Below are 23460 nucleotides of genomic sequence, written 5' to 3' on the forward strand. Positions count from 1 at the left end.
CTCAGTTCGCCGCGTCGGCAACGCGTTGGCGCGGCAGCGCCAGTTGCAGCAGGTTGGATTCGTTGGCCTCGTCACGCGGCAGCTCGCCGCGCATGGCCCCTTCGCAGAGCACCAGGATCCGGTCGGAAATGCCCATCACTTCCATCAAGTCGCTGGACACCACAATCACCGCAATGCCCTCGGCCGCCAGGTTGTGGATAATCTGATAGATCTCCGCCTTGGCGCCGATGTCGATGCCACGAGTGGGCTCGTCCAGCAGCAGGACTTTCATTGGCATCGACAGCCAGCGACCAAGAATCGCCTTTTGCTGGTTGCCGCCGGACAGGTACATGATTTTCTGTCCCGCCGTCGGGGTCTTCACTTTCAGCGACTTGATCTGCTTGTCGGCGTTGCCCCGCTCCCAGTCGCCACGCAACAGGCAGCCCAACGCGGAATGAGACGGGCGTGCACTGATGTTGATGTTCTCGCCCACGCTGCTCAACGGGATGATGCCTTCCTTCTTGCGGTCTTCCGGGCAGAGCAGCACGCCAGCGGCGATGGCATCCCTTGGTGAACGCAGCTTCAGTTCCTTGCCGTGCAGCACGAGGCTGCCCTCGCGGTGACGCTCCAAGCCACTGAGCAAGCGCAGCAGCTCGGTACGACCGGCGCCGACCAGCCCGAACAAGCCGAGGATCTCGCCCTTGTGCACCTGGAAACTCACCGCCTCGCGCAAGCCCGGCCCCAGCAGGCTATTTACTTGCAGCGCCACATCGCCGCGCTCCCGAGGACGGTAGTCATAGATGTCCTGGATATCGCGACCGACCATGCACGTGACGAGTTGATCATGGGTCAACTCGCTCATGTTCTCGAAGGTCCGCACATAACGACCGTCCTTGAACACCGTCACCGCATTACAGATACGGAACACCTCTTCCATGCGGTGGCTGACGTAGAGCACCACTTTGCCCTCGTCCCGCAGCTGGCTGATGATCGCCATCAAGCGGTCGATTTCCCGGGCCGACAGGCTGCTGGTGGGTTCGTCGAAGGCTATGACGTGGGCGCCACGGGACAAGGCCTTGGCGATTTCCACCAGCTGGCGCTGGCCGAGGGACAGGCGACCGACTTTTTCCTGCGGGTCGATTTCATCGGCCAGGCCTTTTAGCAGCGTCAACGCCTGCTTGCGCAGCAGCCCACGATTGACCAGGCCGAACCGCGCCGGCAAATGGCCGAGAAACAGGTTTTCCGCGACGGTCATTTCCGGCACCAGGTGCAGCTCCTGGTGAATCACCGCCACACCGCTGGCGATGCTGTCGGCGGTGCCTTTGAACGCCATCGTCTGCTCGCCAATCTGCAAGTCGCCGTTGCTCGGGATGTAGGCGCCGCCCAGGATCTTGAGCAGCGTGGACTTGCCAGCGCCGTTTTCACCCATCAAGGCATGGACTTGCCCCGGATGGGCAACGAAACTGATATTGGCCAGGGCCTGCACGCCGGGAAAGGACTTGCCGATCCCGTTGAATCGCAAGCTGCCGCCGATGTTGTGTTGCCGTGTCGCTGTTTGCGCTTGCATAACCACCTCGAACTTACAGAGATCAAGCGACCCCGCCACTCAAGTGACCGGGGCCGCTTTTGAATCAACCGGCCGTCAGTTCCACAGGCCGATCTTTTCCAGCTCTTGCTTGAAGTTCTCCCGGGTGATCAGGGTCACCTCGTCCATGGCGGTGTACTTCGGCGGTTCCTTGCCGGTGGTGATCCACTCGTACATCATTTCGGCGGTCTTGTAGCCTTCAATGTGCGGGCTTGGCAGCATCGAACCGAAGAAGCCGCTGTCAGGTTTCTTCAATTCACCGATGGCGTCGGTGCCGTTGATGCCGATGCCGATCACATTGGCGGCCTTGAACCCGGCGGCTTCGGTGGCGCGCACGCCGCCCAGCACGGTGTTGTCATTCATGCCACCGATGATCAGGTTCTTCGCGGCGCTTGGCAGCTTTACCAAGGCCGAGTTGGTGGAGTCCATGCTGCCGGGTACGTCGAGGGTCTTCAGCGCCGCATAGAGAATATGGTCTGCCGGCATGCCAGCCTTCTTCAGGGCATCGACCGAACCGTCGGTGCGCTTCTTGCCAGTGTCCAGTTCGTTATAGGTGTTGATGACGGCATAGGTGTCTTTCCAGTCCCAGCCGCGTTTTTTCGCCTCAGCCGCCATGGCGCCGCCCTGCTTCTGGCCCACTTCGAACGCTGCCATGCCCAGGTACGGTACGTCCTCCATGAACTTGCCATCGGAACCGACGAAACGGTCGTCGACGGCGATCACTTTCATGTCATTGAGCTTGGCCTTGGCCACGATGGCCGGGCCGAGGGATACGTCCGGCGGGCAGATGACGAAGCCCTTGGCACCGTTGGCGGCAAGGCTGTCGATAGCGGAAAGGGTCTTTTCGCCGTCGGGCACGGCGATCTTGATCAACTCGAAGCCCTTGTCCTTGCTCGCCTTCTCGGCGAACGCCCACTCGGTCTGGAACCAGGGCTCCTCGGCCTGCTTGACCAGGAAACCGATTTTTACGGGATCGGCCGCCAGCAAGCTGGTGCTGAGGCTGACCGCGGTAACCGCCAGGGCGGCGCGACACAGGGAACGGATCCCACGACGATGATTCATAGTTGACTCCTTGTTTTTTTTATTGAAAGCCAAACGTCCAGGGTTCTGCTCCACCGTCGGTGGAAATGCGCAGGCTGGACGGTTACATCAAGTTGCTACACAGCATAGGCCTGAATAGTCATATCGTATGATGATTGGATTACAGGCGAAGTTTCCCACCGCAATCCGAGAATATTCAGTCGTGGTACATGACCGAACGTCCCCCATCGATGGTGATGCATGAGGCATTGATAAACGGTGCTTCGTCACTGGCCAGGAACACGGCCGTCATTGCCACTTCGATCGGTTGCCCGACGCGCCGTGGCGGGTGCAAATCCAGCGCACGCTGGCGTTCGGCATGTGGATCGGCAAAGCCGTTCCAGTAGTCGACGTTCAGTTGGGTTTCGATGTAACCCGGCGCGATGGCGTTGACGCGTACCCCTTTGGGTGCGTATTCGATGCCCAGGGCGCGGGTCAGGCCGAGCAGGCCATGCTTGGCCACCGGGTAAGGGAAACAGCCGGGAATGATGTGGGACGAATGGACCGAGGCAATATTGATGATGCTGCCCACGCCCTGCTCGATCATTTGTGGCAACACCGCCTTGCAGCCGTACCAGGCGCCATCCAGATCGATGGCGAAGCAGCGACGCCAGTCCTCTTCGGTCATTTCCAGCGGGTCACGGAAGACATTGACGCCAGCACAGTTGACCAACACATCGATGCGACCGTGCAGCTCGACGGCGCGACGGGCCATGGCCTGCAAGTCCTGCGGCTTCGACACATCGGCCTGCAGCGCTTGCACATCGGCCCCGCGTTCACGCCAGTGGGCGGCCACCGCCTCGACCTTCTGCGCCTGGATATCACTGATGACCAGCCGGGCCCGTTGCGACGCGAACGCCGCGACGATGGCCTCGCCAATGCCTTGGGCGGCACCGGTCAACAGCACGACCTTGTCTTTCAGGCGCTCACCCTTCGGTGGCTCCGGCACGGGTGGCAAGACCAAGGGCTCAGCCATGGTTCGAGCCTCCTGTGCGCGGGCACGACAAAAACCGGGCATCCACGGATGACCGGCGAGGCGCTTGAAGGAACAGTGGCCGGCGTACGCCGTCGGAGCGTACGGGGAAAGATCGTTGCATCACTTCACCTGTTTTGTTTTTTTAGTGTGAGTGCGTATTGCCGATGGAGCCGACTATAAACCCGGTCGCCAAATAATCTCAATATATATATTTACATCCCATATTTTGGGATTCACCCCGCAAACCTTGTACACGCCACGCCAGGCACATCGACACGCATCGACAGCACGGCACCGTCCAGCGGATGACCCAATGTGCTCGCCGCGCTGGTGATGTACAACGTCTTGAGGTCTTCGCCGCCGAACACACAACTGGTCGGGCGGCTGATGGGCAGTTCGATCACCCGATCGACCTGCCCGTCCGGGTCCAGCCGCAACAGGCAACTGCCGTCCCAGCGGGCATTCCAGATATAGCCCCGGGCATCCATCGCCGAGCCATCCGGGCCGCCACGCGAGTGCGGGCCGAACCAGACCTCGGCGGGCGCCAGGGTGCCATCAGGGTAGATAAAGTGCCGATACAACGTGCCGTCCAGGCTCTCGCCGAAATACACCGTGGTGCCATCGGGGCTCCAGAGCAAGGTGTTCGGAATGCCTCGCGCGCGTAGCAAGGGCATGACCCGGCCATCACCGGTGACGCGAAACAGCCCACCGGAGCGCCGCTCGACCGGCAAGTCCTCACCTTCGTCACCGATATTGTTCTGCATGGTGCCGAGCCAGAGCTGACCCAGGACGTCGCAACGGGCCTCATTGGCGCGATTGCCTGGCTGGGGGTCGGCCATGCACAGCAGCGTCAGGCGCGGTTCCAGGCCCGGAGAATCAAGATCGAGGCGGTAGACGCCACTGCTCAGGGTCACCAACGCGTCGCCACTTTGGGTCGGAATGAAAGCGGACACATGCTCGGGCATCTGCCAGATCTGTACGTTGGCGCCGATCAACCGCAGCGCCTGCTTGCCGGCGATATCGACCCAATACAACGCCTGGGTCGGCTCGTCCCAGAAGGGCCCCTCGCCCAACTTCGCCCGGTGTTCCGTCACAGCCGTCCACTTCATTGAAACCTCCCGTTCCCGGCTTGCCCGGCGGCGTCTGTTCGACCGGCCATGACATTGGGGTAAAAGCGTTTGATGGCCAGGTCAGCGTTATCGATCAGGGTCATGCAGGCCCAGACGCCCCGCGCCGCGTCACGGGCGGCGATGGCGTCGGCGATGTCCTTGTGGATGGGCAAGGTGCGGCGCAGCTCATCCGGGTCGGCCGCCGATACTTCGAACGACACCGCCAGCAACGCACCAAGGGCCGGGACCATTTGCTCGATGAACTGATTATGGCTGGCAGCGAGGATGCACTCATGGAAAAACTGGTCGGCACGGTTGTAATCGGCGCCGCTGTCCACCGCCCGCTCCAGCGCATGGTAGGCCAGGCGGATCGCCTGCACCTGATCGGCCGTGGCCCGCTCGCACGCCCAGCGCACCGCCATCGGCTCGATGGTGCGACGCAGATCCAGCAAGTCATCGACAAAATTTTCCGGCAGGCCGCTGCGTGACAGCCAGCCAACCACTTGGGGGTCGAACAGGTTCCAGCGTCGCACCGGCAACACCCGCGTGCCGACTTTCGGCCCGACTTCCAGCATGCCTTTGGCCACCAGGGTCTTGATCGCCTCGCGAATCACCGTACGACTGACCCCCAGTTGCTCGCCCAAGTCCGCTTCGACCTTGATGGTCTGCCCAGGCTTGACCTGGCCGGCGGCTATCCAGCCCCCCAGCCAATCGACGGTCGATGCATGAAAACTGCTGGACATGAAAACCCCGCGGGCCACTCTTATTGGAGACCCACGCTAATCATCATACGATTGGGTGTCAATTTGAATTTTACTCGCCCAGTGTGGGAGCGAGTTTGCTCGCGATAGCGGTGGGTCAGTGGTGAAGATGTTGGATGGGTCGGCGTCTTCGCGAGCGAGCCCGCTCCCACAGGGTTTACGGTTCCAGGCCGATGGGGAAAAACTCGCCGCTGCTCCATACGCCCAACCAGCGCTGCCCGTCGATCTCGCGGCTGACCGCCAGCTCCACCAGTTGGTAGAACACATTGCGATGAATCAGCGCTTCGAGATTGCTGCGCACATGCACGTAGGGCGCTGGCTCTTGGGTCTGGGGATCGATCACCACCCGCAGCGGATGCTCGGCGCCAGCCTCAGTGGTTTCCTCGACATTGGTGGTGAAGCGCAACAACTGCCCCTCCCCCTGCCCTTGGACCTCAAGGGTCACGGCCACGAACGGCGCGTCATCGACCTTGATGCCGACTTTTTCCACGGGGGTAATCAGGAAGTAATCATCGCCGTCGCGGCGGATGATGGTGGAGAACAGCTTGACCATCGGCTTTCGCCCGATGGGCGTGCCCAAGTAGTACCAGGTGCCATCCCGGGCAATGCGCATGTCGATGTCGCCGCAGAAGTCGGGGTTCCACAAGTGGACCGGCGGAAGGCCTTTGGTCTTGGGAATCTGCCCCAGCAAATCATTGGCTTTTTGCGGTCCGCTCATGGTGACTCCTGATTATTTATTCGTCGCTCATCCCCAGCAGGCTGCGGGCATACTCACGCAAAGGCGTGGCGATGAGGTCTTGGGGCTGCTTGTCGTGCCACGTCAGTAAACCGCCACGACTCTTGATACGTGCAGTATCAATCAAATACTGGGTGCTGGTCTCGATCAACATGATTTGAATCACGCTGGTATCCACACCCAGGCGATCCACGGCTTCTTCATCCAGCCATTCGTCGGAGTTGCCAATGCGGTTGTCGGCCTTGGCGAAGCGGGTGTACAGCAAATAATGGGCACCGGCGGAACGGGCTTCGCCCATGGCCTGGTCGAGGCCTTCGGGAACGCGGGCGCGACGGACCATGGGAAAATATTCGATGAAGCCATTGAAGGCTTCTTCGGCCACGATGTTGGGACGCGGATAAGCACTGCCTGGCGGAGCGAAAGCCCCCTGGGCGATGTAGATGAACGAGTCGGGCTGAATACGCAGGTTGTTCACACGACGGCTGTCGCTATGGTCCAGCAGGCCGGCGTCGCTCATGTGATAACGAACACCCTCTCCCATGTCGCTGACATTCATGCAGCCACCAAGCGCCAAAACGGCCAGCAGCAAAACCAGGCTACGCATCCTACCCTCCAAAAAACCGGTGTCGGAAAACCGGCGAATGGTCGTGGGATGCAGCTTTTGCGCCAGCTTACAGGATGAAGGTGCGCAGTAACCCGTAGGAGCTGCCGAAGGCTGCGATCTTTTGATCTTGATCCACCGGGGGTTCGCTCATGATTCAATGGCTTGGGTAAAGATCGCAGCCTCGTTGCACTCGACAGCTCCTACCGCAGCTCCTACCGCAGAGTGCACCTGGTTGAGCCGGTCAGCCGCCGATGATTTTCATAATGGTTGCCCCGCCGGAGAATGCCACTTCCTGTTTGTCCCCCAGCGCCTTGACCAACAAGCGCTGAAGCGCCGGCAAGGCCTGGTGGCGTGGCTTGTCCAACAGGTCGCCGACGAAGTGACGGTTACTCGACGACAGGCAGCCGTGCAGCCAGCCGGTGGAAGACAACCGCAGGCGCGAACAGGTACGGCAAAAAGGCACGCTTTCGTTGGCGATCACGCCAAAGTGCCCCAGCCCTGGTATCTCATAGCGCACCGCCGTGGCATCCACTGGCGCATCGGCTTGCAGGTATTCGTACTGATCGCCAATCAGGCTGAGCAATTGCTGGAGGCTGACGAACTGTTGCAGGAAGGCGTTGGAGTCGCTGGCCAGGTGTCCCATGCGCATCAACTCGATGAAACGCAACTCATAGCCACGTTCCAGGCAGTATTCGAGCAAAGGCATCACCTGGTCCAGGTTCTGCCCGCGCAACGGCACCATATTGACCTTGATCTTCATTCCGGTGGCCCGGGCCTGCTCCATGCCGTCGAGCACGGTCGCCAGGTCGCCGCCACGGGCGATACTGCGAAACGCGGCGGGGTCCAGGGTGTCGAGGGAAACGTTGATGCGACGGATACCGGCATCCACCAGCAAGGGCAGTTTTTTCGCCAGCAACTGACCATTGGTGGTCAGGCTGATGTCCTCCAGGCCCATCTGCCCCACCGCCATCATGAAACGCTCGAGCTTGGGGCTGACCAACGGTTCGCCGCCAGTGATGCGCAGCCGCTCGATACCGGCGGCCTCGATCAAATAGGCCACGCCGCGCGCCATGGCCTCGGCCGACAGTTCATCCTGCGCAGCCACCAGCCGCTTGCCGTCAGGCACGCAGTAGGTACAGGCGTAATTGCAGGCGGAGGTCAGGCTGATCCGCAGATTACGGAAACGCCTGCCTTGACGGTCAACGATCATGGATCACTCCGGCACGAGAAAAATCGGACTTGCGAAAGTTGACCTAGAAATCAAGATTTCGCAAGACCCAAGCCTGAGTATATTACTGGGACACTGCGCCATGTAAGCGGACATGGCGCAATAAGACAGCTGAATGTCTTGGCCTGTGCGGCCTTAGCTGCTCGGGACGTCGGTATCGCGCTTGCGCTTGTTGCCCATGCGCACGCCAATGTCCATCAGGAACTGGAAGAAACCCTCCTGGTCTTCCAGCACATTGCTCCAGAACGGCGAGTGATACAGCGCCACCGCGCCGTGCACCAGCGCCCAGGCAGCGCAGTAATGGAAATAAGGCGGCACGTCTTCGAGCTTGCCTTCGCTGATCCGACCCTTGATCAGCAGGGTCAGGCGTTCGAAGTTCGAGGCGCGGATCTTGTGCAACTCCTCGACCATCTCCGGCACCTGGTTGCCCTTGACCACCTTCTCTTCCAAGCGATCGAACAAGCGGTAGCGCTGCGGGTCACGCATGCGGAACTCGAAGTAGGCCCGGGACAGCGCCTCCTTGTCCTTGTCTACATCGGCCGAATGCAGCAGCTCGTTCAAATCGCGCTCGTAGTCGAGCATCAGGCGCAGGTAAATCTCCGCCTTGGATTTGAAATGTTTATAAATCGTGCCTTTGCCGATACCCACGGCATCCGCAATCATCTCGACGGTGACACTGTCTTCACCCTGGTCGAGGAACAACTTGAGCGCGGTGTCGAGAATTTCCTGCTCGCGGCGGCGAAACTCACGGACCTTACGGGGTTCTTTGTGCATAAGAAAAAGGTCTGAAGGGTCAAAATTCGAAGCCGGGTATTATGCCTAACTTACGCAAAAATGCACGGATCATCCGTTCTCGGCCAGTGTTCTTCACAAAACCGTACACACCCGGCTCGCCGTTTCCCGTGCCAATGCGCCGCACCTGCGAGCTTTGGCGACAGTGAGAACTTATCCGAAGCGAGCGTATTCCAAATTTGTTTAAAAACCGCCCCGGCCAGACTGGACGGGTGGGCATACTGATCAATACTTGAACTGTCGGCGCGACATCTCCCCCAAGTGACGCGCTGATAAAGGTACCAACGGACCGCGTGCCTTTGTTTTACTCCTAATGGTCTTAACCCGGATTCACCCCCCAGAACCCGGGTTTTTTTTGCATGCAATTCAGGCCTGCGCAGGACGCACGTGAGCCAGCGCAAACAACCGCTTAAAATTCTCCGTGGTCTGTTCGGCAAACCGCTCGTAGGACTCGCCGCGCAGCATCGCCAGAAACTCTGCCACTTCCCGTACGTATTGCGGAAGGTTCGGCTTGCCGCGATAGGGAATAGGCGCCAGGTAAGGCGAGTCGGTTTCCACCAAGAGCCGATCAGCCGGCACTTTGCCGGCAACGTCGCGCAACGCATCGGCATTGCGGAACGTGACAATCCCGGACAAGGAAATGTAATAGCCCATGTCCAGGGCGGCCTTGGCCATGTCCCAGTCCTCGGTGAAGCAATGCAGCACCCCGGCCTGGGGCAGCGCGGCGTCACGCAGCAAGGCCAGGGTGTCGGCCCGGGCGCCACGGGTGTGGATGATCACCGGCTTGCCGGTTTGCCGGGCAGCCTCCAGGTGCAGCCGAAACGACGCCTGCTGCACGTCGGCGGCTTCCGGTTCGTAGTGATAATCCAGGCCGGTTTCGCCGATGGCGACCACCCGTGGGTGATCAAGCTCACGCAACAGCCAATCGAGCGCCGGCGCGGCGTCGGGCTGGACATCCAGCGGGTGGATACCGACCGAGCAATCGACATCGGCATAACGTTCGGCCAGAGCCTTGACGTCGGCGGCGTTGTCGGCGCTTACGCCGATGCACAGGAAGTGACCGACACCCCGTTCACGGGCCGCGTCCAGCGCAGCATCCAGGGAACCGCCATGGGCAGCGAGGTCGAGACGGTCAAGGTGACAATGGGAATCTACAAGCATAAAAGGCCAGGCTACATCGTATGAGTGGGACGGTCGGACTTCAGCGAACCGGCCAAGTGGGTTTCGATCTGATTGCGGGCTGAATTGTCGCCGTCGCTGAATTGCACGCCGACGCCGGCGGCCCGGTTGCCCTGGGCGCCTTTGGGGGTCATCCAGATCACCTTGCCGGCGACCGGGATCTTTTCCGATTCATCCATCAGGCTCAAGAGCATGAACACTTCATCGCCCAGGCGATAATTCTTGTTGGTGGGAATGAACAGGCCGCCGTTCTTGATGAAGGGCATGTAGGCGGCGTAGAGCACCGACTTGTCCTTGATAGTCAGGGACAGGATGCCGTTGCGTGGCCCGGGGCTGACAGGTTCGTTCATGCTGATCTCCGCTGCGATTGAGCTGAGTCTAGTGTCCCGTATCACACTAGGCCGTGTCTGTCAGTTTCGACCAGGCAAACTCGCCCACTGCACCAACAGCGCTTCAAGCAACAGCACCCGATTGAGGTTCGCTTTGCCCAGCACCTTCTGACGTTGGGCAAGAATCCAGTCCTGAATGTTCAAGATTTTACCCTGGCTGCTTTTTTGCGCCAGGTACTGGATCACCTTGCGCATGTCCGCCAACCCCAGGCCGGCCTCGTCCTCGGTCAGTTGGTAGCGCAGGATCAGGCTCGACCAGTCGCAGAACCAGTCAAACAGCAAGAGCAACGGGATCGCGTTCCAGCCCTCGGCCAGTTGCGTGGGGGATTGCTGCTGCTTGAGCAGTTTCTTGACCCCGTCCACCACCAAGGCCCGCTGCTCCCGCACGCCCTGAGCCTGAAGGCTGACAGCCGCCAGGGGCGAGCCGGCCGCCAGGGTCAGCAGTTCGACACGCTCTTCGTCGCTGCTGTCGGGCAAGGCCTGGGCCAGCCATTGCAAGCTCATCGCCTCGCTCGGCAGCGGGCAGGCCTGTTGCACGCAGCGACTCTTGATGGTCGGCAGCAAGCGACTCGGCTGATGGCTGACCAGCAACAGCACGGTATCGCCGGAAGGTTCTTCGAGACTCTTGAGCAAGGCGTTGGCGGCGTTGATGTTCATCGACTCGACCGGCTCGATCAGCACCACCTTGCGCCCGCCCATCTGTGAGGTCTGGACCACGAAGCTGACCAAGTCCCGAACCTGGTCGACCTTGATCGCCTTGTCCGCCTCTTCCGGCTCCAGCACATAATTGTCGGGATGGCTGCCCGCCTTGAGCAGCAGGCAGGACTTGCACTCGCCGCAGGCATTGGAGATACCCGGACGCTGGCACAGCAGGCTGGCCATCAGGCGCTCGGCCAGTGCCCGCTTGCCGATGCCGGCCGGGCCATGCAACAGATAGGCATGGGCATGCTGGGCACGACCAGCCAGTTGCTGCCAGAGACCGTCTTGCCACGGATAGGCTTCAGCCACGGACACGCTCCAGCAAACGCGGCAGCAAGCCGTCCAGGGACTGCTGGACCTGGATCAGCGGTTGCGCGGCATCGATCAGCACGTAACGCGCCGGATCGGCCTTGGCGCGACTCAGGAAGGCATTGCGCACGGCGTTGAAGAAAGCCTGGCCCTCAAGCTCGAAACGATCCAGTCGCCCACGGGCACTGGCGCGGGCCAGGCCAATTTCCACCGGCAGGTCGAACACCAGGGTCAGGTCTGGCCGCAGGTCACCCTGGACAAAGGTTTCCAACGCGGCGATGCGCTCCACGGACAGGCCCCGGCCGCCGCCCTGGTAGGCATAGGTCGAATCGGTAAAACGATCGCAGAGCACCACCGCGCCACGGGCCAGCGCCGGGCGAATCACCTCGGCCAGATGCTGTGCCCTGGCCGCGAACACCAGCAACAGCTCGGTGTCGGGGTTCATGACTTCGTCAATGGGCGCCAGCAGCACCTCGCGAATTCGCTCGGCCAGCGGCGTACCGCCCGGCTCGCGGGTCAACACCACCTCGATGCCGGCGGCCCGCAGGCATTCGGCCAGGTATTCGCGGTTGGTGCTCTTGCCGGCGCCTTCCGGGCCTTCCAGCGTTATAAACAAGCCAGTCACAGGCGATCCTTAATCAAAGTCATTGCGGGCTCGGCGGCTCGCTGGCATCCGGTTCAGGGGCAGGTTGCTGGGGCGGCACCTGGGGGACGTCTTCAGGTGCCGTATCGGGTGATGCCGCCGGGGTCGGCGCCGGCTCGTCCGGCGTTGCCGGGGCCGGGCTGGAGCGGTAATCGGCACGGCGCTTGAGCTGGAATTCGCGCACCGCGTTGTTGTGCGACTCCAGGTTATCGGAAAACACGTGGCTGCCGTCGCCGCGCGCGACGAAGTAAAGGCTATTGCCCGACGCCGGGTTCAATGCCGCATGAATCGCTTCGCGCCCCACCATCGCAATCGGCGTCGGCGGCAAGCCTGGGATCAGGTAAGTGTTATAGGGGTTTTCTTCTCTCAAATGGGCGCGGGTGAGTTTGCCGGTGTAGCGCTCACCCAGACCATAGATCACCGTAGGATCGGTCTGCAGCAACATGCCCAGGCGCATGCGTCGCACAAAAACGCCGGCAATTTGCGCGCGCTCCCGGGGCACGCCGGTTTCCTTCTCCACCAGGGACGCCATGATCAGTGCTTGATACGGCTGGGTGTAAGGCACGTCGGCGGCACGCTGCGCCCACTCCTTGGCAAGCACGTCTTCCAAGCGATCGTAGGCTTTTTTCAGCAGGTCGACATCCGAGGTGCCGCGCACAAAGCGATAGGTGTCCGGGAAGAACCGGCCTTCGGGAAATATCCCGGAGTGACCAAGACGGTCCATCACCTGGCTGTCGCTCAGGCCGGTGAGGGTCTGCTGGAGTTTTTCATCCTTGCTCAGCGCGGCGCGCACCTGACGGAAATTCCAGCCCTCCACCAGCGTCACGCTGTACTGCACCACGTCTCCGCGTTTCCAGACACCGATCAGGCCTTCCATGGTCATGCCCGGCACCATCCGATATTCACCGGAGTGCAGCGGCTGGCCGGCGAGATTGAAGCGCCAATAGACCCGAAGCCAGAAGGCATCCTTGATCAAGCCATCGGCTTCGAGGCGCTTGAGGGTTCCGGTCGGGGTGGTCCCGTTGGGCACGTCCAGCAGTTCTTCCTGGGTAATGTTCAGCGGCTGTTGCAGCGCCGAGTGAATCTTCCAGGCCGAAGCGCCCAACAACAGCCCTGCCAGAACCAGGCCGGTCTCCAGCAGCAGCAAGAATTTACGTCTCACGAATCAAACATCCAATAGGGCACGGGCAAGGGTCTGCAGTTTACGGGTGAGCGGGCCAACCGACCAGCGCGCCGAACCGCATCCGCGTACCGGCCACACGCCATAAACGCTGTTGCAGACAAAGACTTCATCAGCCTGGTGCAGCTGTTCGAGACTGATGTCGGTGATTTGCGTGGCGATGCCTTGAGACTTGGCTTGAAACAATAATTCTGCGCGCATCACACCGGCCACGCCGCAACGGCTCAGGTCCGCCGTGAACAACACACCATCGCGCACCAGGAACAGGTTGCTGAACACACCTTCGATCACCCGCCCGGTCACATCCAGCATCAAGCCTTCGGCGTACTGCCCGTCGCTCCATTCGGCACGGGCCAGCACTTGTTCCAGGCGATTGAGATGCTTGAGGCCGGCGAGCAAGGGCTGCTCGGACAACCGCACTGAGCAAGGAAACAGGAGAACGCCTTGCTCGGCATGGGCGATGGGATACGCGGCTGGTGGGCTTGCTTGCAGGATGCGTCGGGCCGGCCTCGAGGGATCTGCGGCATAACCGCGCAGACTGTCGCCACGGGTCACGATCAGCTTCAGCACGCCGTCGCCCAGGCAGCGGGCATAGGCATTGAGCTCAGCGCTCAACGCGGTCATGTCGACGTTGAGCGCCAACCGTCGGCAGCCGACTTCCAGGCGCTGCAGGTGGCGGTCCAGCAACACTGGCCGGCCATCGTGCACGGCGAGGGTCTCGAACAACCCATCGCCGTAAGCCAGGCCGCGATCTTTCAGCGACAGGACGTCGGCCGGCTGACCGTCGACCCAGCTTTCCATCAACCGGCGAACCGGCGGAACACCAGCGAACCGTTGGTCCCGCCAAAGCCGAAGGAGTTGGACAGCACCACATCGATGTCCATGCTGCGGGCGGTGTGCGGCACGAAGTCCAGGTCGCAGCCTTCGTCCGGTTCATCGAGGTTGATGGTCGGCGGCGCTGTCTGACTGTTGATCGCCAGGACGCTGAAGATCGCTTCCACCGCCCCCGCCGCACCCAGCAGGTGACCGGTCATGGACTTGGTCGAGCTGACCGCCAGCTTGTACGCGTGCTCACCGAACACGGTCTTGATCGCCCGGGCTTCGGCCAGGTCGCCGGCCGGGGTCGAAGTGCCGTGGGCGTTGATGTACTGCACCTGCTCGCCGTTGAGTTTCGCATCACGCAAGGCGTTGGCGATGCAACGGGCAGCACCGGCGCCATCGGCCGGTGGCGACGTCATGTGGTACGCATCGCCACTGGTACCAAAGCCGATCAGCTCGGCATAGATGGTCGCGCCGCGCGCCTTGGCGTGCTCCAGCTCCTCGAGCACCAGCGCACCGGCACCGTCGGACAACACGAAGCCATCACGGCCCTTGTCCCATGGCCGGCTCGCGCGAGCGGGCTCGTCGTTGCGGGTCGACAGCGCGCGGGAAGCACCAAAGCCACCCATGCCCAGGCCACAAGCCGCCATCTCGGCGCCACCGGCAATCATCACGTCAGCTTCGTCATACATGATGTTGCGCGCGGCCATGCCGATGCAGTGGGTCCCGGTGGTGCACGCCGTGGCAATGGCGTAGTTGGGTCCCTGGGCACCCAGGTGGATGGACAGGAAACCGGAAATCATGTTGATGATCGAGCCCGGCACGAAGAACGGAGAAATCCGTCGCGGCCCCGACTCGTGCAGCGTGCGGCTGGTTTCTTCGATATTGGTCAAGCCGCCAATACCCGAGCCCATGGCCACGCCGATGCGTTCACGGTTGGCGTCGGTGACTTCCAGCCCGGCGTTGCGCACGGCCTGGAAACCGGCTGCCAGGCCGTATTGAATGAACAGGTCAAGCTTGCGAGCTTCCTTGACCGACAGGTATTCCTCGACATTGAAGCCCTTTACCGAGCCGCCAAAACGGGTGGAATAGGCAGAAAGGTCGGTGTGTTCGATCAGACCAATGCCACTGCGGCCAGCCAGAATGCCCTGCCAACTGCTCGGCACATCCGTGCCCAGTGGCGACAACATACCCATACCGGTGACTACGACGCGTCTACGCGACACAGCACTCTCCTTTTTCTAATGACGACTTTGCATCAGGCCTAAAGAAAAAACCGCACGCCGTGATGGCAGTGCGGTTTTTCCATGACAGCTAGCGACGACTAAAAACGATTACGCCTGGTGGCTGGTAACGTAGTCGATAGCAGCTTGTACAGTAGTGATCTTCTCAGCTTCTTCGTCAGGAATTTCGGTCTCGAATTCCTCTTCCAGAGCCATCACCAGCTCAACAGTGTCAAGGGAGTCGGCACCCAGGTCTTCAACGAAGGAAGCGGTGTTCACAACTTCTTCTTCTTTAACGCCCAGTTGCTCGGCAACGATTTTCTTGACGCGCTCTTCGATGGTGCTCATACCTTGTTTTCACTCCTAATGGACAAATTCAGGCAGCTGGCCGGTGGGTAAGTGTATAGAAGAACTTTTCGATTTTTCAACCGAAAGCTTCACTCCTCAAACCCTGCGGCCCGCCGTCTATAAATTGATTGCAGCTTTATAACGGATTTTAGACAGCTCGTATGACATTTTTTTGAAGCAATCCGTCACATTTAACTCATGTACATCCCGCCGTTTACCGGGATTGTAGCCCCGGTCACGTATGCCGCACCGTCCGACGCAAGAAAAGCGACCACGGACGCGATTTCTTGAGCTTGCCCCAGACGACCCAGCGGAATCTGCGTCAACAAGGCTTCACGCTGTGCTTCTGGCAGTTCACGGGTCATGTCGGTATCGATGAAACCCGGTGCAACCGAGTTTACCGTAATCGAGCGCGAACCCACTTCACGCGCCAGCGCACGACTGAAACCTTCCAGACCGGCCTTCGCCGCAGCATAGTTTACTTGGCCTGCGTTGCCCATGGCACCCACAACCGAACCGATACTGATAATTCGACCCCAGCGAGCCTTGGTCATGCCACGCAGAACGCCCTTGGACAGCCGGTACAGACTGTTCAGGTTGGTGTCGACCACGTCGAACCACTCGTCATCTTTCATGCGCATCATCAGGTTATCGCGGGTGATACCGGCATTATTGACCAGGATCGCCGGCGCACCGAACTGCTCCTGAATGCTTGCCAGCACCGCCGCAACGGATTCGTCGCTGGTGACGTTCAGCTCGAGGCCGGTGCCTTGGATGCCGTTTTCTTTCAGGGTCGCGGCGATACGCTCGGCGCCCGAAGCGGAAGTCGCGGTGCCAATAACGATGGCGCCTTGACGACCCAGTTCCAGGGCGATGGCCTGGCCGATGCCACGGCTTGCACCGGTCACCAGTGCAACTTTACCTTGCAGACTCATGCAAGCTTCTCCTGTTCAGGCCTGCGCTGCACGGGCGGCAGCGAAGGCGTCTGGGGTGTTGAGGTTGGAAGTCGACACGCCTTCGGCGCAGCGTTTGTTCAGGCCTGCCAGCACTTTGCCAGGACCGCATTCGACCAGCTCGGTCGCGCCCTTGGCCGCCAGGGTCTGCACCGATTCGACCCAGCGAACCGGCTTGTAGAGTTGCTCCAGCAGATCACGCTTGAGGGTCTCGAGATCCGGCGCCACATTGGCGCTGACGTTCTGTACCACGGGAATCTGCGGGGCCTGCCAGTCGATGGCGGCGATGGATTCGGCAAAGCGCTCGGCAGCCGGACGCATCAGTTCGCAGTGCGACGGCACGCTGACCGGCAGCGGCATGGCGCGCTTGGCACCACGGGCCTTGCAGCCCTCGATGGCGCGCTCGACAGCGGCCTTGGCACCGGCGATGACCACCTGGCCCGGGGAGTTGAAGTTCACCGCACTGACCACATCGCCTTGCGCCGCTTCGGCACAGGCGGCCAGCACATCGGCGTCTTCCAGGCCAAGGATCGCGGCCATGCCGCCCTGCCCGGCCGGAACCGCCTCCTGCATCAACTGGCCACGACGCTCCACCAGCTTCACCGCGTCGCCCAGGCTCAGGCTGCCAGCGGCTACGAGGGCGCTGTATTCGCCCAGGCTATGACCGGCGACGAACGCCGGGCGCGCGCCGCCTTCAGCCAGCCACAGACGCCACAATGCGATTGAGGCGGTCAGGATGGCCGGTTGGGTTTTATCGGTTTGATTGAGGCGATCTTCCGGCCCTTGCTGGGTCAGCGCCCAGAGGTCATAGCCGAGCGCATCGGAAGCTTCTTTGAATGTTTCGAGGATCAGCGGGTATTGCGCGCCCAGCTCGGCCAGCATGCCGAGGGACTGCGAGCCCTGTCCTGGAAAGACGAATGCGAGGGAAGCAGACATGAAAACAAAGCCCCTAATGATCTTGTCGTCAAAAATTGACGCCCCTGGGGGCGCTAGGAAACTGAGAGTTGGATGGCGGGTTGAACCGACCGGTCACATTTAAGCATTGTCGGACGAAAACGCCTAAGTTAACAAATCCTCGAGGCGACCGTGCAGGCGCTTCGGCAGGTTTTCCTGGATCTCGATCACTGCCCGGTTGATCGCACTCTGAAAACCCTGCACGCCCGCCGAGCCGTGGCTCTTGATCACGATCCCTTGCAACCCGAGGAAACTCGCACCGTTGTGCCGCGCCGGCGCCAGGTCGGCCTGCAACCGTCGCATCAACGGCAGTGCCAGGGCGCCGACTACCCGCGAGACGAAGCTTTGCTTGAACAAGGTCTCGATACGCTGGCCGATCATGGTCGCCAGCCCCTCGCTGGACTTGAGCAGGATATTGCCAACGAAGCCATCGCATACCACCACATCGGCCTCGCCACGGTACAAGCCATCGCCTTCGACGAAGCCGATGTAGTTGATGCCCCGCGCACCCTGCAGCAGCGTGGCCGCCAGCTTGACCTGCTGGTTGCCCTTGATGTCTTCGGTGCCGATGTTCAGCAACGCCACACGAGGGCGCACGATGCCCAGGGTTTCCGCCGCGACCGAGCCCATCACCGCGAACTGCAGCAAATACTCGGCACTGCAATCGACGTTGGCCCCCAGGTCCAGCAACTGACAAAACCCACGCTGGGTCGGGATCGCTGCCACCATCGCAGGCCGGTCGATACCCGGCAAGGTCTTGAGCACGTAGCGCGACAGCGCCATCAACGCACCGGTATTGCCGGCACTGACGCATGCCTGGACCTTGCCATCGCGCAGCAACTCGAGGGCCACCCGCATCGAAGCATCAGGCTTGCCGCGCAGGACCTGAGCCGGCTTTTCGTCCATGGCGATGATTTCGGACGCCGGGGCAATCGTCAGGCGCGCGCGATCGACAGCCGATTGGCCGCTGAGCATTTCTTCCAGGATGGAGGGTTGACCGACGAGGGTCAGGTGCAGCGAGGGCGTAGCATTCAGACAAGCAAGACTGGCCTGAACAATGCTGCGGGGACCGAAGTCCCCGCCCATTGCGTCAATCGCGATGACTTGAGCGGACAAGTGATTACTCGTCGGCGCCCTTGTCGATCACTTTACGGCCACGGTATACGCCTTCTGGCGATACGTGGTGACGCAGGTGAACTTCACCAGTGGTTTTTTCTACAGACAGGGTGCTAGCCTCGAGAGCGTCGTGCGAACGGCGCATGTCACGGGCAGAGCGGGATTTTTTGTTCTGCTGAACAGCCATAATTGATTAACTCCTAAACGTTTGGGTCACGCTTTAACTGCGCCAATACACTGAACGGGTTGGACCGCGTTACCTCGTCCTCGCTCGGTTCGGGCTCATCTGCTCCCGCCGGCTGCTGGCATTCTTCCGGATGATGAGCAGGCACAATGGGCAAGGCGAGCAGAAGCTCCTCCTCGATCAGTGACTGCAGATCCAATGGATCTTCGCCCAGTTCCAGCACGTCATAACCTTTCGGCAACGACTGGGTATTCGCACCCTCCTTCACCACGGCGTAACTGCACTCGCTGTGGATCGGCAGGGTGACCAGCTCAAGACAACGCTGGCAAACCATTTTGACTTCAGTGTCGATAAAGCTGTGGATAACCACAGATTTACGTTCATCTCGTTCAAAAACGAATTTGGCCTGGACCGTACCGACATCGTCGGAAAGCGGGTCGCAGAGTCTCTTCAAATCGGCCAGCAGCAGTTCACCTTGAAGGGTGGTGCCACGGTCAGCCAATTTGCGCGGGTCAACGTGAGGTGGAATCGGGTCATTCAACATAGGCGCAGCATTATAGGGATGCCCCCGGCCATGTCAAAGGAAATTCAGCCCTGTCCGTCACTTGCGCGCCTCGCTAGAATTCACCCCTGCCTTCTGGAGCCGCCCATGCTGCCTTTATTACTTGCCTCAAGCTCGGTCTATCGCCGGGAATTGCTTGCCCGCCTGGGACTGCCGTTCGTCTGCAGCTCACCCGACATCGACGAAAGCCATCGCCCCGGCGAGCTCGCCCTCGAACTGGTCAAGCGCCTGGCCCGGGAAAAAGCCCTGGCACTGGCCGACAGCCACCCGGCGCACCTGATCATCGGTTCAGACCAGGTCGCCGTGCTCGGCGAACGCATTCTGGGCAAGCCTCACACCTTCGAGAAGGCTCGCGAACAACTGCTGGCCGCCAGCGGCGCCAAGGTCACGTTCCTGACCGGCCTGGCACTGCTCAACAACCAGACCGGCGCCTGCCAGGTCGATTGCATTCCGTTTACCGTCAACATGCGCACCCTGGACCCAGAGCGCGTCGAACGCTACCTGCGGGCCGAGCAACCTTACGACTGCGCCGGCAGCTTCAAGGCCGAGGGACTTGGCGTAAGCCTGTTCCAGAGCACCGAAGGGCCGGACGCCACCAGCCTGATCGGCCTGCCGCTGATTCGCCTTGTGGATATGTTGCTGGCCGAGGGCGTGCAGGTTCCCTGAAGCCACATACAACCTGTGGCGAAGGGATTTATTTGTGGGAGCAAGGCTTGCCAGCGATGCAGGCGCCGCGAGGGTGCAGGCCAGCCGGGTTATCGTTCATCACGAGCAAGCTTTGCCCCCACAGCGGATTTCCTCGCAACAGAAGATCGCACGAAACGATGAGCTAGCGCAGCGCTGGCCCCTGGAAGCCCATCCACATCGCCAGATGCTCGGCGATGCTTGCCCCCAGCTTTTTCGAGAAGCGATCGAACGGCGACTCTTCGATCGTGAAGTCCACCAGGTCCTTCTGACCGATCACATCCCGCGCCACCGAACTGGCACTGCCCAAGCCGTCGATCAGGCCCAGCGGCAATGCCTGCTCTCCCGACCAGACCAGCCCGGAAAACAGCTCCGGATGCTCCTTGTCCTTCAGGCGCTCGCCCCTGCCCTTCTTGACGCTGGCAATGAACTGCTTGTGGGTCGTGTCGAGCACGCCCTGCCAAAAAGCAGCCTCTTCAGGCTTTTGCGGCTGGAACGGATCAAGGAAGGACTTATGCTCGCCAGAGGTATACACCCGACGCTCCACACCCAGTTTCTCCATGGTCCCGACAAAGCCATAGCCGGCCGCTGTCACACCAATGGAGCCCACCAGGCTGGCCTTGTCGGCATAGATCTGGTCCGCCGCACTGGCAATGTAATAGGCACCGGAAGCACCGAGATCGGAAATGACCGCATACACCTTGGTATCCGGGTGCAATGCGCGCAACCGAACGATCTCGTCGTAAACATACCCCGATTGCACCGGGCTACCACCCGGGCTGTTGATGCGCAGCACCACGCCCTTGACCTTCGAATCCTCGAACGCAGCCTGCAGGCTGCCAATGATGTTATCCGCGCTGGCCGCCTCCTTGTCGGCAATTATGCCCTCAATGTCGATGACCGCCGTATAGGCCGAACCACCTCCCGAAATTTTCTTCCCATCAAAAGCCTGGAAGATCATCGCCAAGCCGAAAAACAGATAGATAAAGACCAGGCACTTGAAGAAGATCCCCCAGCGGCGCGCACGACGCTGTTCCTCCACACCGGCCAGCAAAGTCTTTTCCAGCAGCTTCCAGCTTTTTTCATCATTGCTGTCAGCGCTCGCCTTGGCCGGTGCCTTCCATTCATCGGTCATACATGCATCCTCAACAGACTTTAATCGGCGCGCCGGCTCAGCCAGGCGTGCAATTCAGGAAAATGGTCAATCGCCAGTCGCGGCTCGAACGCCTTGAGTGCCTCGATGGACTGCGCGCCATAGCTCACAGCCACCGAACCCATGCCGGCATTGCGCGCCATTTGCAGGTCAAAAGAAGAATCCCCCACCATCAATGCTTGCGCAGGCCGCACTCCACAATGGGCCAGTATCTGCTCGAGCATCAGCGGATGCGGCTTGCTCGCTGTCTCATCAGCGGCGCGAGTGATATCGAAGTAATCGTCCCAACCATGGGCCCTCAATACCCGATCCAACCCGCGACGAGCCTTGCCGGTCGCGACCGCCAAGCGATAACCCTCGCCTTTCAAGGTTTCAAGGGTATGAACCACACCCTCGAACAATGGCGAAGGCTCGGCCTCCAGCGCAATGTAGTGATCAGCATAATGCTGGCGAAAAACCACCAGATCATCGTCGTCGATCTCCGGGTACAAACTGCGAATCGCCTCCGGCAATCCCAAGCCGATGATGCCCTTGACCGCAAAATCGTCGCACCGGGCAAAACCCGAGCGATCCGATGCGACATGCATCGCCTCCACGATCCGACCAATGGAATTCGCCAGAGTGCCATCCCAATCGAAGATCAGCAGTTTGTAGTCAGGATGCACTCAACCGCTCCACGGTCTTGGCCCACATGTCATCCACCGGGGCCTGCAATTTCAGTTCGCCACCATCGGGCAGCGGCACGGTGAGCATATAGGCATGGAGGAACAGGCGCTTGCCGCCCAGGTCGCGGATTTCCTTGGTGAAATCGTCATCGCCGTACTTGCTGTCACCGGCGATGCAATGCCCGGCATGCAAGGTGTGGACACGGATCTGGTGCGTGCGCCCGGTCACCGGCTTGGCTTCGACCAGAGTGGCGAAGTCATCGAAGCGGCGCAGCACCTTGAACACCGTCAGCGCCTCCTTGCCCTCCTCGTTGACTTCGACCATGCGCTCGCCGGAACGCAGGTTGCTCTTGAGCAACGGCGCACGGACTTGCTTGATGGAGGTTTCCCAGCGGCCACGCACCAGCGCCATGTAGCGCTTGTCGACGCCATCGCCGCGCAACTGCTCGTGCAGGTGGCGCAACATGCTGCGCTTCTTGGCGATCATCAGCAGGCCGGAGGTGTCGCGGTCAAGGCGATGGACCAGTTCCAGCTCCTTGGTGTCCGGACGCAACTGACGAAAGGCTTCGATCACACCGAAATTCAGGCCGCTGCCGCCGTGAACCGCAATGCCCGCGGGCTTGTTGATCACGATCAGGGCCTTGTCTTCATAGATGATCGACGCTTCAAGGCGCTGCAGCAGCCCTTGGGCCAGGGGTACCGGCTCATCACGCTCGGGCACGCGAACCGGCGGCACGCGCACGACGTCACCGGCCTGGAGCTTGTACTCGGGCTTGATCCGACCTTTGTTCACCCGCACTTCGCCTTTGCGCAAAATACGGTAGATCAAGGTCTTGGGCACGCCTTTGAGCCGGGCCAGCAGGAAGTTATCGATTCGTTGGCCGGCATATTCCGGCGAGACCTCGAGCAGTTGAACGCCAGGGGTCGAAGGGGCAGTAGTTGTCATGGCGGCGATCATAACAATTTTTTATGGAATTGAAGCACTTAATCATTGCTGCTATAGTCGCGAACGCCGCCAAAAGTGGCTGGACAGTGGACTAACGGTCAAAAACCGGCCCTGACCAACGCAATTCACGAGGACGAGAGGCCGTCCTACGGGGCTTTCGCTACGTAACGGTAGAGTTTTCAGGTGTAACGAGCGCAGGTGACATGAGGCCTGAAATACGCCGCAAAGCAGAGTTTTGACTCGCCTTGCGCGCCACATTCACGGCCAGTTCACAAAGTGCAGTCAGCTGCGGACGACCCCGAGCGAATGCTTCGGAAACAACGCCTAAATTAGCCATGATGCGTGACCTCCCCTTCCGGAGCTCACGGTAAATGCCAACCCGCTGCGGATTCTGCGCGCGGCAGCACCCGAATTATCAGGGATACGTGTAGGGTGGAGATGTACAACCGTCGGACTGTGTAGCACTAGGCTTATATTTAGACGCTTCATCTCGTCCACAGACGCCGGTTGATTCCTCCTCCTGACTGAGTGCTTGAGTACCAGCAAGCAGGACGCGTCCGTCGCGACTTCGCCATCATTGGGTCGAACTCGCTGGACACTGGAG

General features: G+C 60.6%; 26 protein-coding genes. 1 reads left to right on the top strand and 25 read right to left on the bottom strand.

What is annotated here, in order from left to right:
* Position 1: 1 nt before the first annotated feature.
* The 22 genes from araG to AC09SL_RS15205 all read right to left on the bottom strand — a co-directional run bounded on the left by araG (position 2) and on the right by AC09SL_RS15205 (position 19390).
* Positions 2-1546 (bottom strand): L-arabinose ABC transporter ATP-binding protein AraG, encoded by a 1545-nt coding sequence (gene araG / locus AC09SL_RS15100; RefSeq protein ID WP_064106987.1) that lies wholly within the window; start codon positions 1544-1546, stop codon positions 2-4.
* A 75-nt stretch (positions 1547-1621) separates the two neighbouring features.
* The gene (locus AC09SL_RS15105) at positions 1622-2626 is read right to left on the bottom strand and encodes a substrate-binding domain-containing protein (RefSeq protein WP_058544651.1); all 1005 of its coding nucleotides are present in this window, start codon (positions 2624-2626) and stop codon (positions 1622-1624) included.
* A 175-nt stretch (positions 2627-2801) separates the two neighbouring features.
* Complete coding sequence (locus tag AC09SL_RS15110; RefSeq protein WP_058544652.1) at positions 2802-3620, bottom strand: SDR family oxidoreductase; 819 nt, start codon at positions 3618-3620, stop codon at positions 2802-2804.
* 233 nt (positions 3621-3853) lie between these two features.
* Positions 3854-4729 (bottom strand): SMP-30/gluconolactonase/LRE family protein, encoded by an 876-nt coding sequence (locus AC09SL_RS15115; RefSeq protein WP_058544653.1) that lies wholly within the window; start codon positions 4727-4729, stop codon positions 3854-3856.
* Complete coding sequence (locus AC09SL_RS15120; RefSeq protein ID WP_003204233.1) at positions 4726-5472, bottom strand: FadR/GntR family transcriptional regulator; 747 nt, start codon at positions 5470-5472, stop codon at positions 4726-4728. The genes AC09SL_RS15115 and AC09SL_RS15120 overlap by 4 nt, the downstream gene beginning before the upstream one ends.
* Positions 5473-5647: 175 nt before the next feature.
* A complete protein-coding gene (locus tag AC09SL_RS15125) occupies positions 5648-6208 on the bottom strand; it encodes a DUF1285 domain-containing protein (protein WP_058544654.1) in 561 nt (186 codons plus the stop codon).
* A gap of 16 nt (positions 6209-6224) precedes the next feature.
* A complete protein-coding gene (locus AC09SL_RS15130) occupies positions 6225-6830 on the bottom strand; it encodes a DUF4823 domain-containing protein (RefSeq protein WP_058544655.1) in 606 nt (201 codons plus the stop codon).
* A 241-nt stretch (positions 6831-7071) separates the two neighbouring features.
* Complete coding sequence (locus tag AC09SL_RS15135) at positions 7072-8040, bottom strand: GTP 3',8-cyclase MoaA (protein ID WP_058544656.1); 969 nt, start codon at positions 8038-8040, stop codon at positions 7072-7074.
* 153 nt (positions 8041-8193) lie between these two features.
* Positions 8194-8832 (bottom strand): TetR/AcrR family transcriptional regulator, encoded by a 639-nt coding sequence (locus AC09SL_RS15140; protein ID WP_003204240.1) that lies wholly within the window; start codon positions 8830-8832, stop codon positions 8194-8196.
* 384 nt (positions 8833-9216) lie between these two features.
* The gene (locus AC09SL_RS15145) at positions 9217-10011 is read right to left on the bottom strand and encodes a TatD family hydrolase (protein ID WP_058544657.1); all 795 of its coding nucleotides are present in this window, start codon (positions 10009-10011) and stop codon (positions 9217-9219) included.
* Positions 10012-10022: 11 nt separating this feature from the next.
* Positions 10023-10379 (bottom strand): PilZ domain-containing protein, encoded by a 357-nt coding sequence (locus AC09SL_RS15150; RefSeq protein WP_046063690.1) that lies wholly within the window; start codon positions 10377-10379, stop codon positions 10023-10025.
* A 60-nt stretch (positions 10380-10439) separates the two neighbouring features.
* On the bottom strand, positions 10440-11426 hold the full coding sequence (locus AC09SL_RS15155) for a DNA polymerase III subunit delta' (RefSeq protein WP_058544658.1): 987 nt from the start codon (positions 11424-11426) through the stop codon (positions 10440-10442).
* A complete protein-coding gene (tmk, locus tag AC09SL_RS15160) occupies positions 11419-12051 on the bottom strand; it encodes a dTMP kinase (RefSeq protein ID WP_058544659.1) in 633 nt (210 codons plus the stop codon). Before tmk ends, AC09SL_RS15155 begins: the two co-directional genes overlap by 8 nt.
* Before the next feature lie 19 nt (positions 12052-12070).
* Positions 12071-13231 (bottom strand): endolytic transglycosylase MltG, encoded by a 1161-nt coding sequence (gene mltG, locus AC09SL_RS15165; RefSeq protein WP_081264481.1) that lies wholly within the window; start codon positions 13229-13231, stop codon positions 12071-12073.
* A 3-nt stretch (positions 13232-13234) separates the two neighbouring features.
* The gene (pabC, locus tag AC09SL_RS15170) at positions 13235-14050 is read right to left on the bottom strand and encodes an aminodeoxychorismate lyase (protein ID WP_058544661.1); all 816 of its coding nucleotides are present in this window, start codon (positions 14048-14050) and stop codon (positions 13235-13237) included.
* Positions 14050-15294 (bottom strand): beta-ketoacyl-ACP synthase II, encoded by a 1245-nt coding sequence (fabF, locus tag AC09SL_RS15175; protein ID WP_058544662.1) that lies wholly within the window; start codon positions 15292-15294, stop codon positions 14050-14052. Before fabF ends, pabC begins: the two co-directional genes overlap by 1 nt.
* 108 nt (positions 15295-15402) lie before the next feature.
* Positions 15403-15639, bottom strand: a complete 237-nt coding sequence (acpP, locus tag AC09SL_RS15180) for an acyl carrier protein (protein ID WP_003175607.1) — start codon at positions 15637-15639, stop codon at positions 15403-15405.
* 191 nt (positions 15640-15830) lie between these two features.
* On the bottom strand, positions 15831-16574 hold the full coding sequence (gene fabG / locus AC09SL_RS15185; protein WP_018613558.1) for a 3-oxoacyl-ACP reductase FabG: 744 nt from the start codon (positions 16572-16574) through the stop codon (positions 15831-15833).
* Between the two features lie 15 nt (positions 16575-16589).
* Positions 16590-17528 carry an ACP S-malonyltransferase gene (fabD, locus tag AC09SL_RS15190; RefSeq protein WP_058544663.1) on the bottom strand — a complete coding sequence of 313 codons (939 nt, stop codon included), beginning with the start codon at positions 17526-17528 and terminating at the stop codon, positions 16590-16592.
* Positions 17529-17651: 123 nt separating this feature from the next.
* Entirely contained in the window at positions 17652-18662 is a 1011-nt protein-coding gene (gene plsX, locus AC09SL_RS15195; RefSeq protein ID WP_081264480.1) for a phosphate acyltransferase PlsX, read from the bottom strand.
* 4 nt (positions 18663-18666) lie between these two features.
* Complete coding sequence (gene rpmF, locus AC09SL_RS15200) at positions 18667-18849, bottom strand: 50S ribosomal protein L32 (RefSeq protein ID WP_003179396.1); 183 nt, start codon at positions 18847-18849, stop codon at positions 18667-18669.
* A gap of 13 nt (positions 18850-18862) precedes the next feature.
* Complete coding sequence (locus AC09SL_RS15205; protein WP_003204262.1) at positions 18863-19390, bottom strand: YceD family protein; 528 nt, start codon at positions 19388-19390, stop codon at positions 18863-18865.
* A 105-nt stretch (positions 19391-19495) separates the two neighbouring features.
* Between AC09SL_RS15205 and AC09SL_RS15210 the strand changes: the two genes are divergently transcribed.
* A complete protein-coding gene (locus tag AC09SL_RS15210; protein WP_058544665.1) occupies positions 19496-20074 on the top strand; it encodes a Maf family protein in 579 nt (192 codons plus the stop codon).
* 163 nt (positions 20075-20237) lie between these two features.
* Here AC09SL_RS15210 and AC09SL_RS15215 read toward each other — a convergent pair whose 3' ends face one another.
* The 3 genes from AC09SL_RS15215 to rluC are packed head-to-tail and all read right to left on the bottom strand — an operon-like array spanning position 20238 to position 22856.
* A complete protein-coding gene (locus AC09SL_RS15215) occupies positions 20238-21227 on the bottom strand; it encodes a S49 family peptidase (protein ID WP_058544666.1) in 990 nt (329 codons plus the stop codon).
* 20 nt (positions 21228-21247) lie between these two features.
* Positions 21248-21910, bottom strand: a complete 663-nt coding sequence (locus AC09SL_RS15220; protein WP_058544667.1) for an HAD-IA family hydrolase — start codon at positions 21908-21910, stop codon at positions 21248-21250.
* A complete protein-coding gene (rluC, locus tag AC09SL_RS15225; RefSeq protein WP_058544679.1) occupies positions 21900-22856 on the bottom strand; it encodes a 23S rRNA pseudouridine(955/2504/2580) synthase RluC in 957 nt (318 codons plus the stop codon). The genes AC09SL_RS15220 and rluC overlap by 11 nt, the downstream gene beginning before the upstream one ends.
* Between the last annotated feature and the right edge of the window lie 604 nt (positions 22857-23460).

This window comes from Pseudomonas sp. PF05, from assembly GCF_056521845.1.

Excerpts from the sequence above, each read along its gene's own strand:
- AC09SL_RS15105 (WP_058544651.1), bottom strand. The coding sequence starts at position 2,626 with ATGAATCATCGTCGTGGGATCCGTTCCCTGTGTCGCGCCGCCCTGGCG.
- AC09SL_RS15110 (WP_058544652.1), bottom strand. The coding sequence starts at position 3,620 with ATGGCTGAGCCCTTGGTCTTGCCACCCGTGCCGGAGCCACCGAAGGGT.
- fabD (WP_058544663.1), bottom strand. The coding sequence starts at position 17,528 with ATGTCTGCTTCCCTCGCATTCGTCTTTCCAGGACAGGGCTCGCAGTCC.
- pabC (WP_058544661.1), bottom strand. The coding sequence starts at position 14,050 with ATGGAAAGCTGGGTCGACGGTCAGCCGGCCGACGTCCTGTCGCTGAAA.
- AC09SL_RS15125 (WP_058544654.1), bottom strand. The coding sequence starts at position 6,208 with ATGAGCGGACCGCAAAAAGCCAATGATTTGCTGGGGCAGATTCCCAAG.
- AC09SL_RS15215 (WP_058544666.1), bottom strand. The coding sequence starts at position 21,227 with ATGACCGATGAATGGAAGGCACCGGCCAAGGCGAGCGCTGACAGCAAT.
- AC09SL_RS15145 (WP_058544657.1), bottom strand. The coding sequence starts at position 10,011 with ATGCTTGTAGATTCCCATTGTCACCTTGACCGTCTCGACCTCGCTGCC.
- AC09SL_RS15210 (WP_058544665.1), top strand. The coding sequence starts at position 19,496 with ATGCTGCCTTTATTACTTGCCTCAAGCTCGGTCTATCGCCGGGAATTG.
- AC09SL_RS15140 (WP_003204240.1), bottom strand. The coding sequence starts at position 8,832 with ATGCACAAAGAACCCCGTAAGGTCCGTGAGTTTCGCCGCCGCGAGCAG.
- AC09SL_RS15120 (WP_003204233.1), bottom strand. The coding sequence starts at position 5,472 with ATGTCCAGCAGTTTTCATGCATCGACCGTCGATTGGCTGGGGGGCTGG.
- rluC (WP_058544679.1), bottom strand. The coding sequence starts at position 22,856 with ATGACAACTACTGCCCCTTCGACCCCTGGCGTTCAACTGCTCGAGGTC.
- AC09SL_RS15150 (WP_046063690.1), bottom strand. The coding sequence starts at position 10,379 with ATGAACGAACCTGTCAGCCCCGGGCCACGCAACGGCATCCTGTCCCTG.
- acpP (WP_003175607.1), bottom strand. The coding sequence starts at position 15,639 with ATGAGCACCATCGAAGAGCGCGTCAAGAAAATCGTTGCCGAGCAACTG.
- AC09SL_RS15135 (WP_058544656.1), bottom strand. The coding sequence starts at position 8,040 with ATGATCGTTGACCGTCAAGGCAGGCGTTTCCGTAATCTGCGGATCAGC.
- fabG (WP_018613558.1), bottom strand. The coding sequence starts at position 16,574 with ATGAGTCTGCAAGGTAAAGTTGCACTGGTGACCGGTGCAAGCCGTGGC.
- AC09SL_RS15130 (WP_058544655.1), bottom strand. The coding sequence starts at position 6,830 with ATGCGTAGCCTGGTTTTGCTGCTGGCCGTTTTGGCGCTTGGTGGCTGC.
- araG (WP_064106987.1), bottom strand. The coding sequence starts at position 1,546 with ATGCAAGCGCAAACAGCGACACGGCAACACAACATCGGCGGCAGCTTG.
- AC09SL_RS15115 (WP_058544653.1), bottom strand. The coding sequence starts at position 4,729 with ATGAAGTGGACGGCTGTGACGGAACACCGGGCGAAGTTGGGCGAGGGG.
- AC09SL_RS15205 (WP_003204262.1), bottom strand. The coding sequence starts at position 19,390 with ATGTTGAATGACCCGATTCCACCTCACGTTGACCCGCGCAAATTGGCT.
- rpmF (WP_003179396.1), bottom strand. The coding sequence starts at position 18,849 with ATGGCTGTTCAGCAGAACAAAAAATCCCGCTCTGCCCGTGACATGCGC.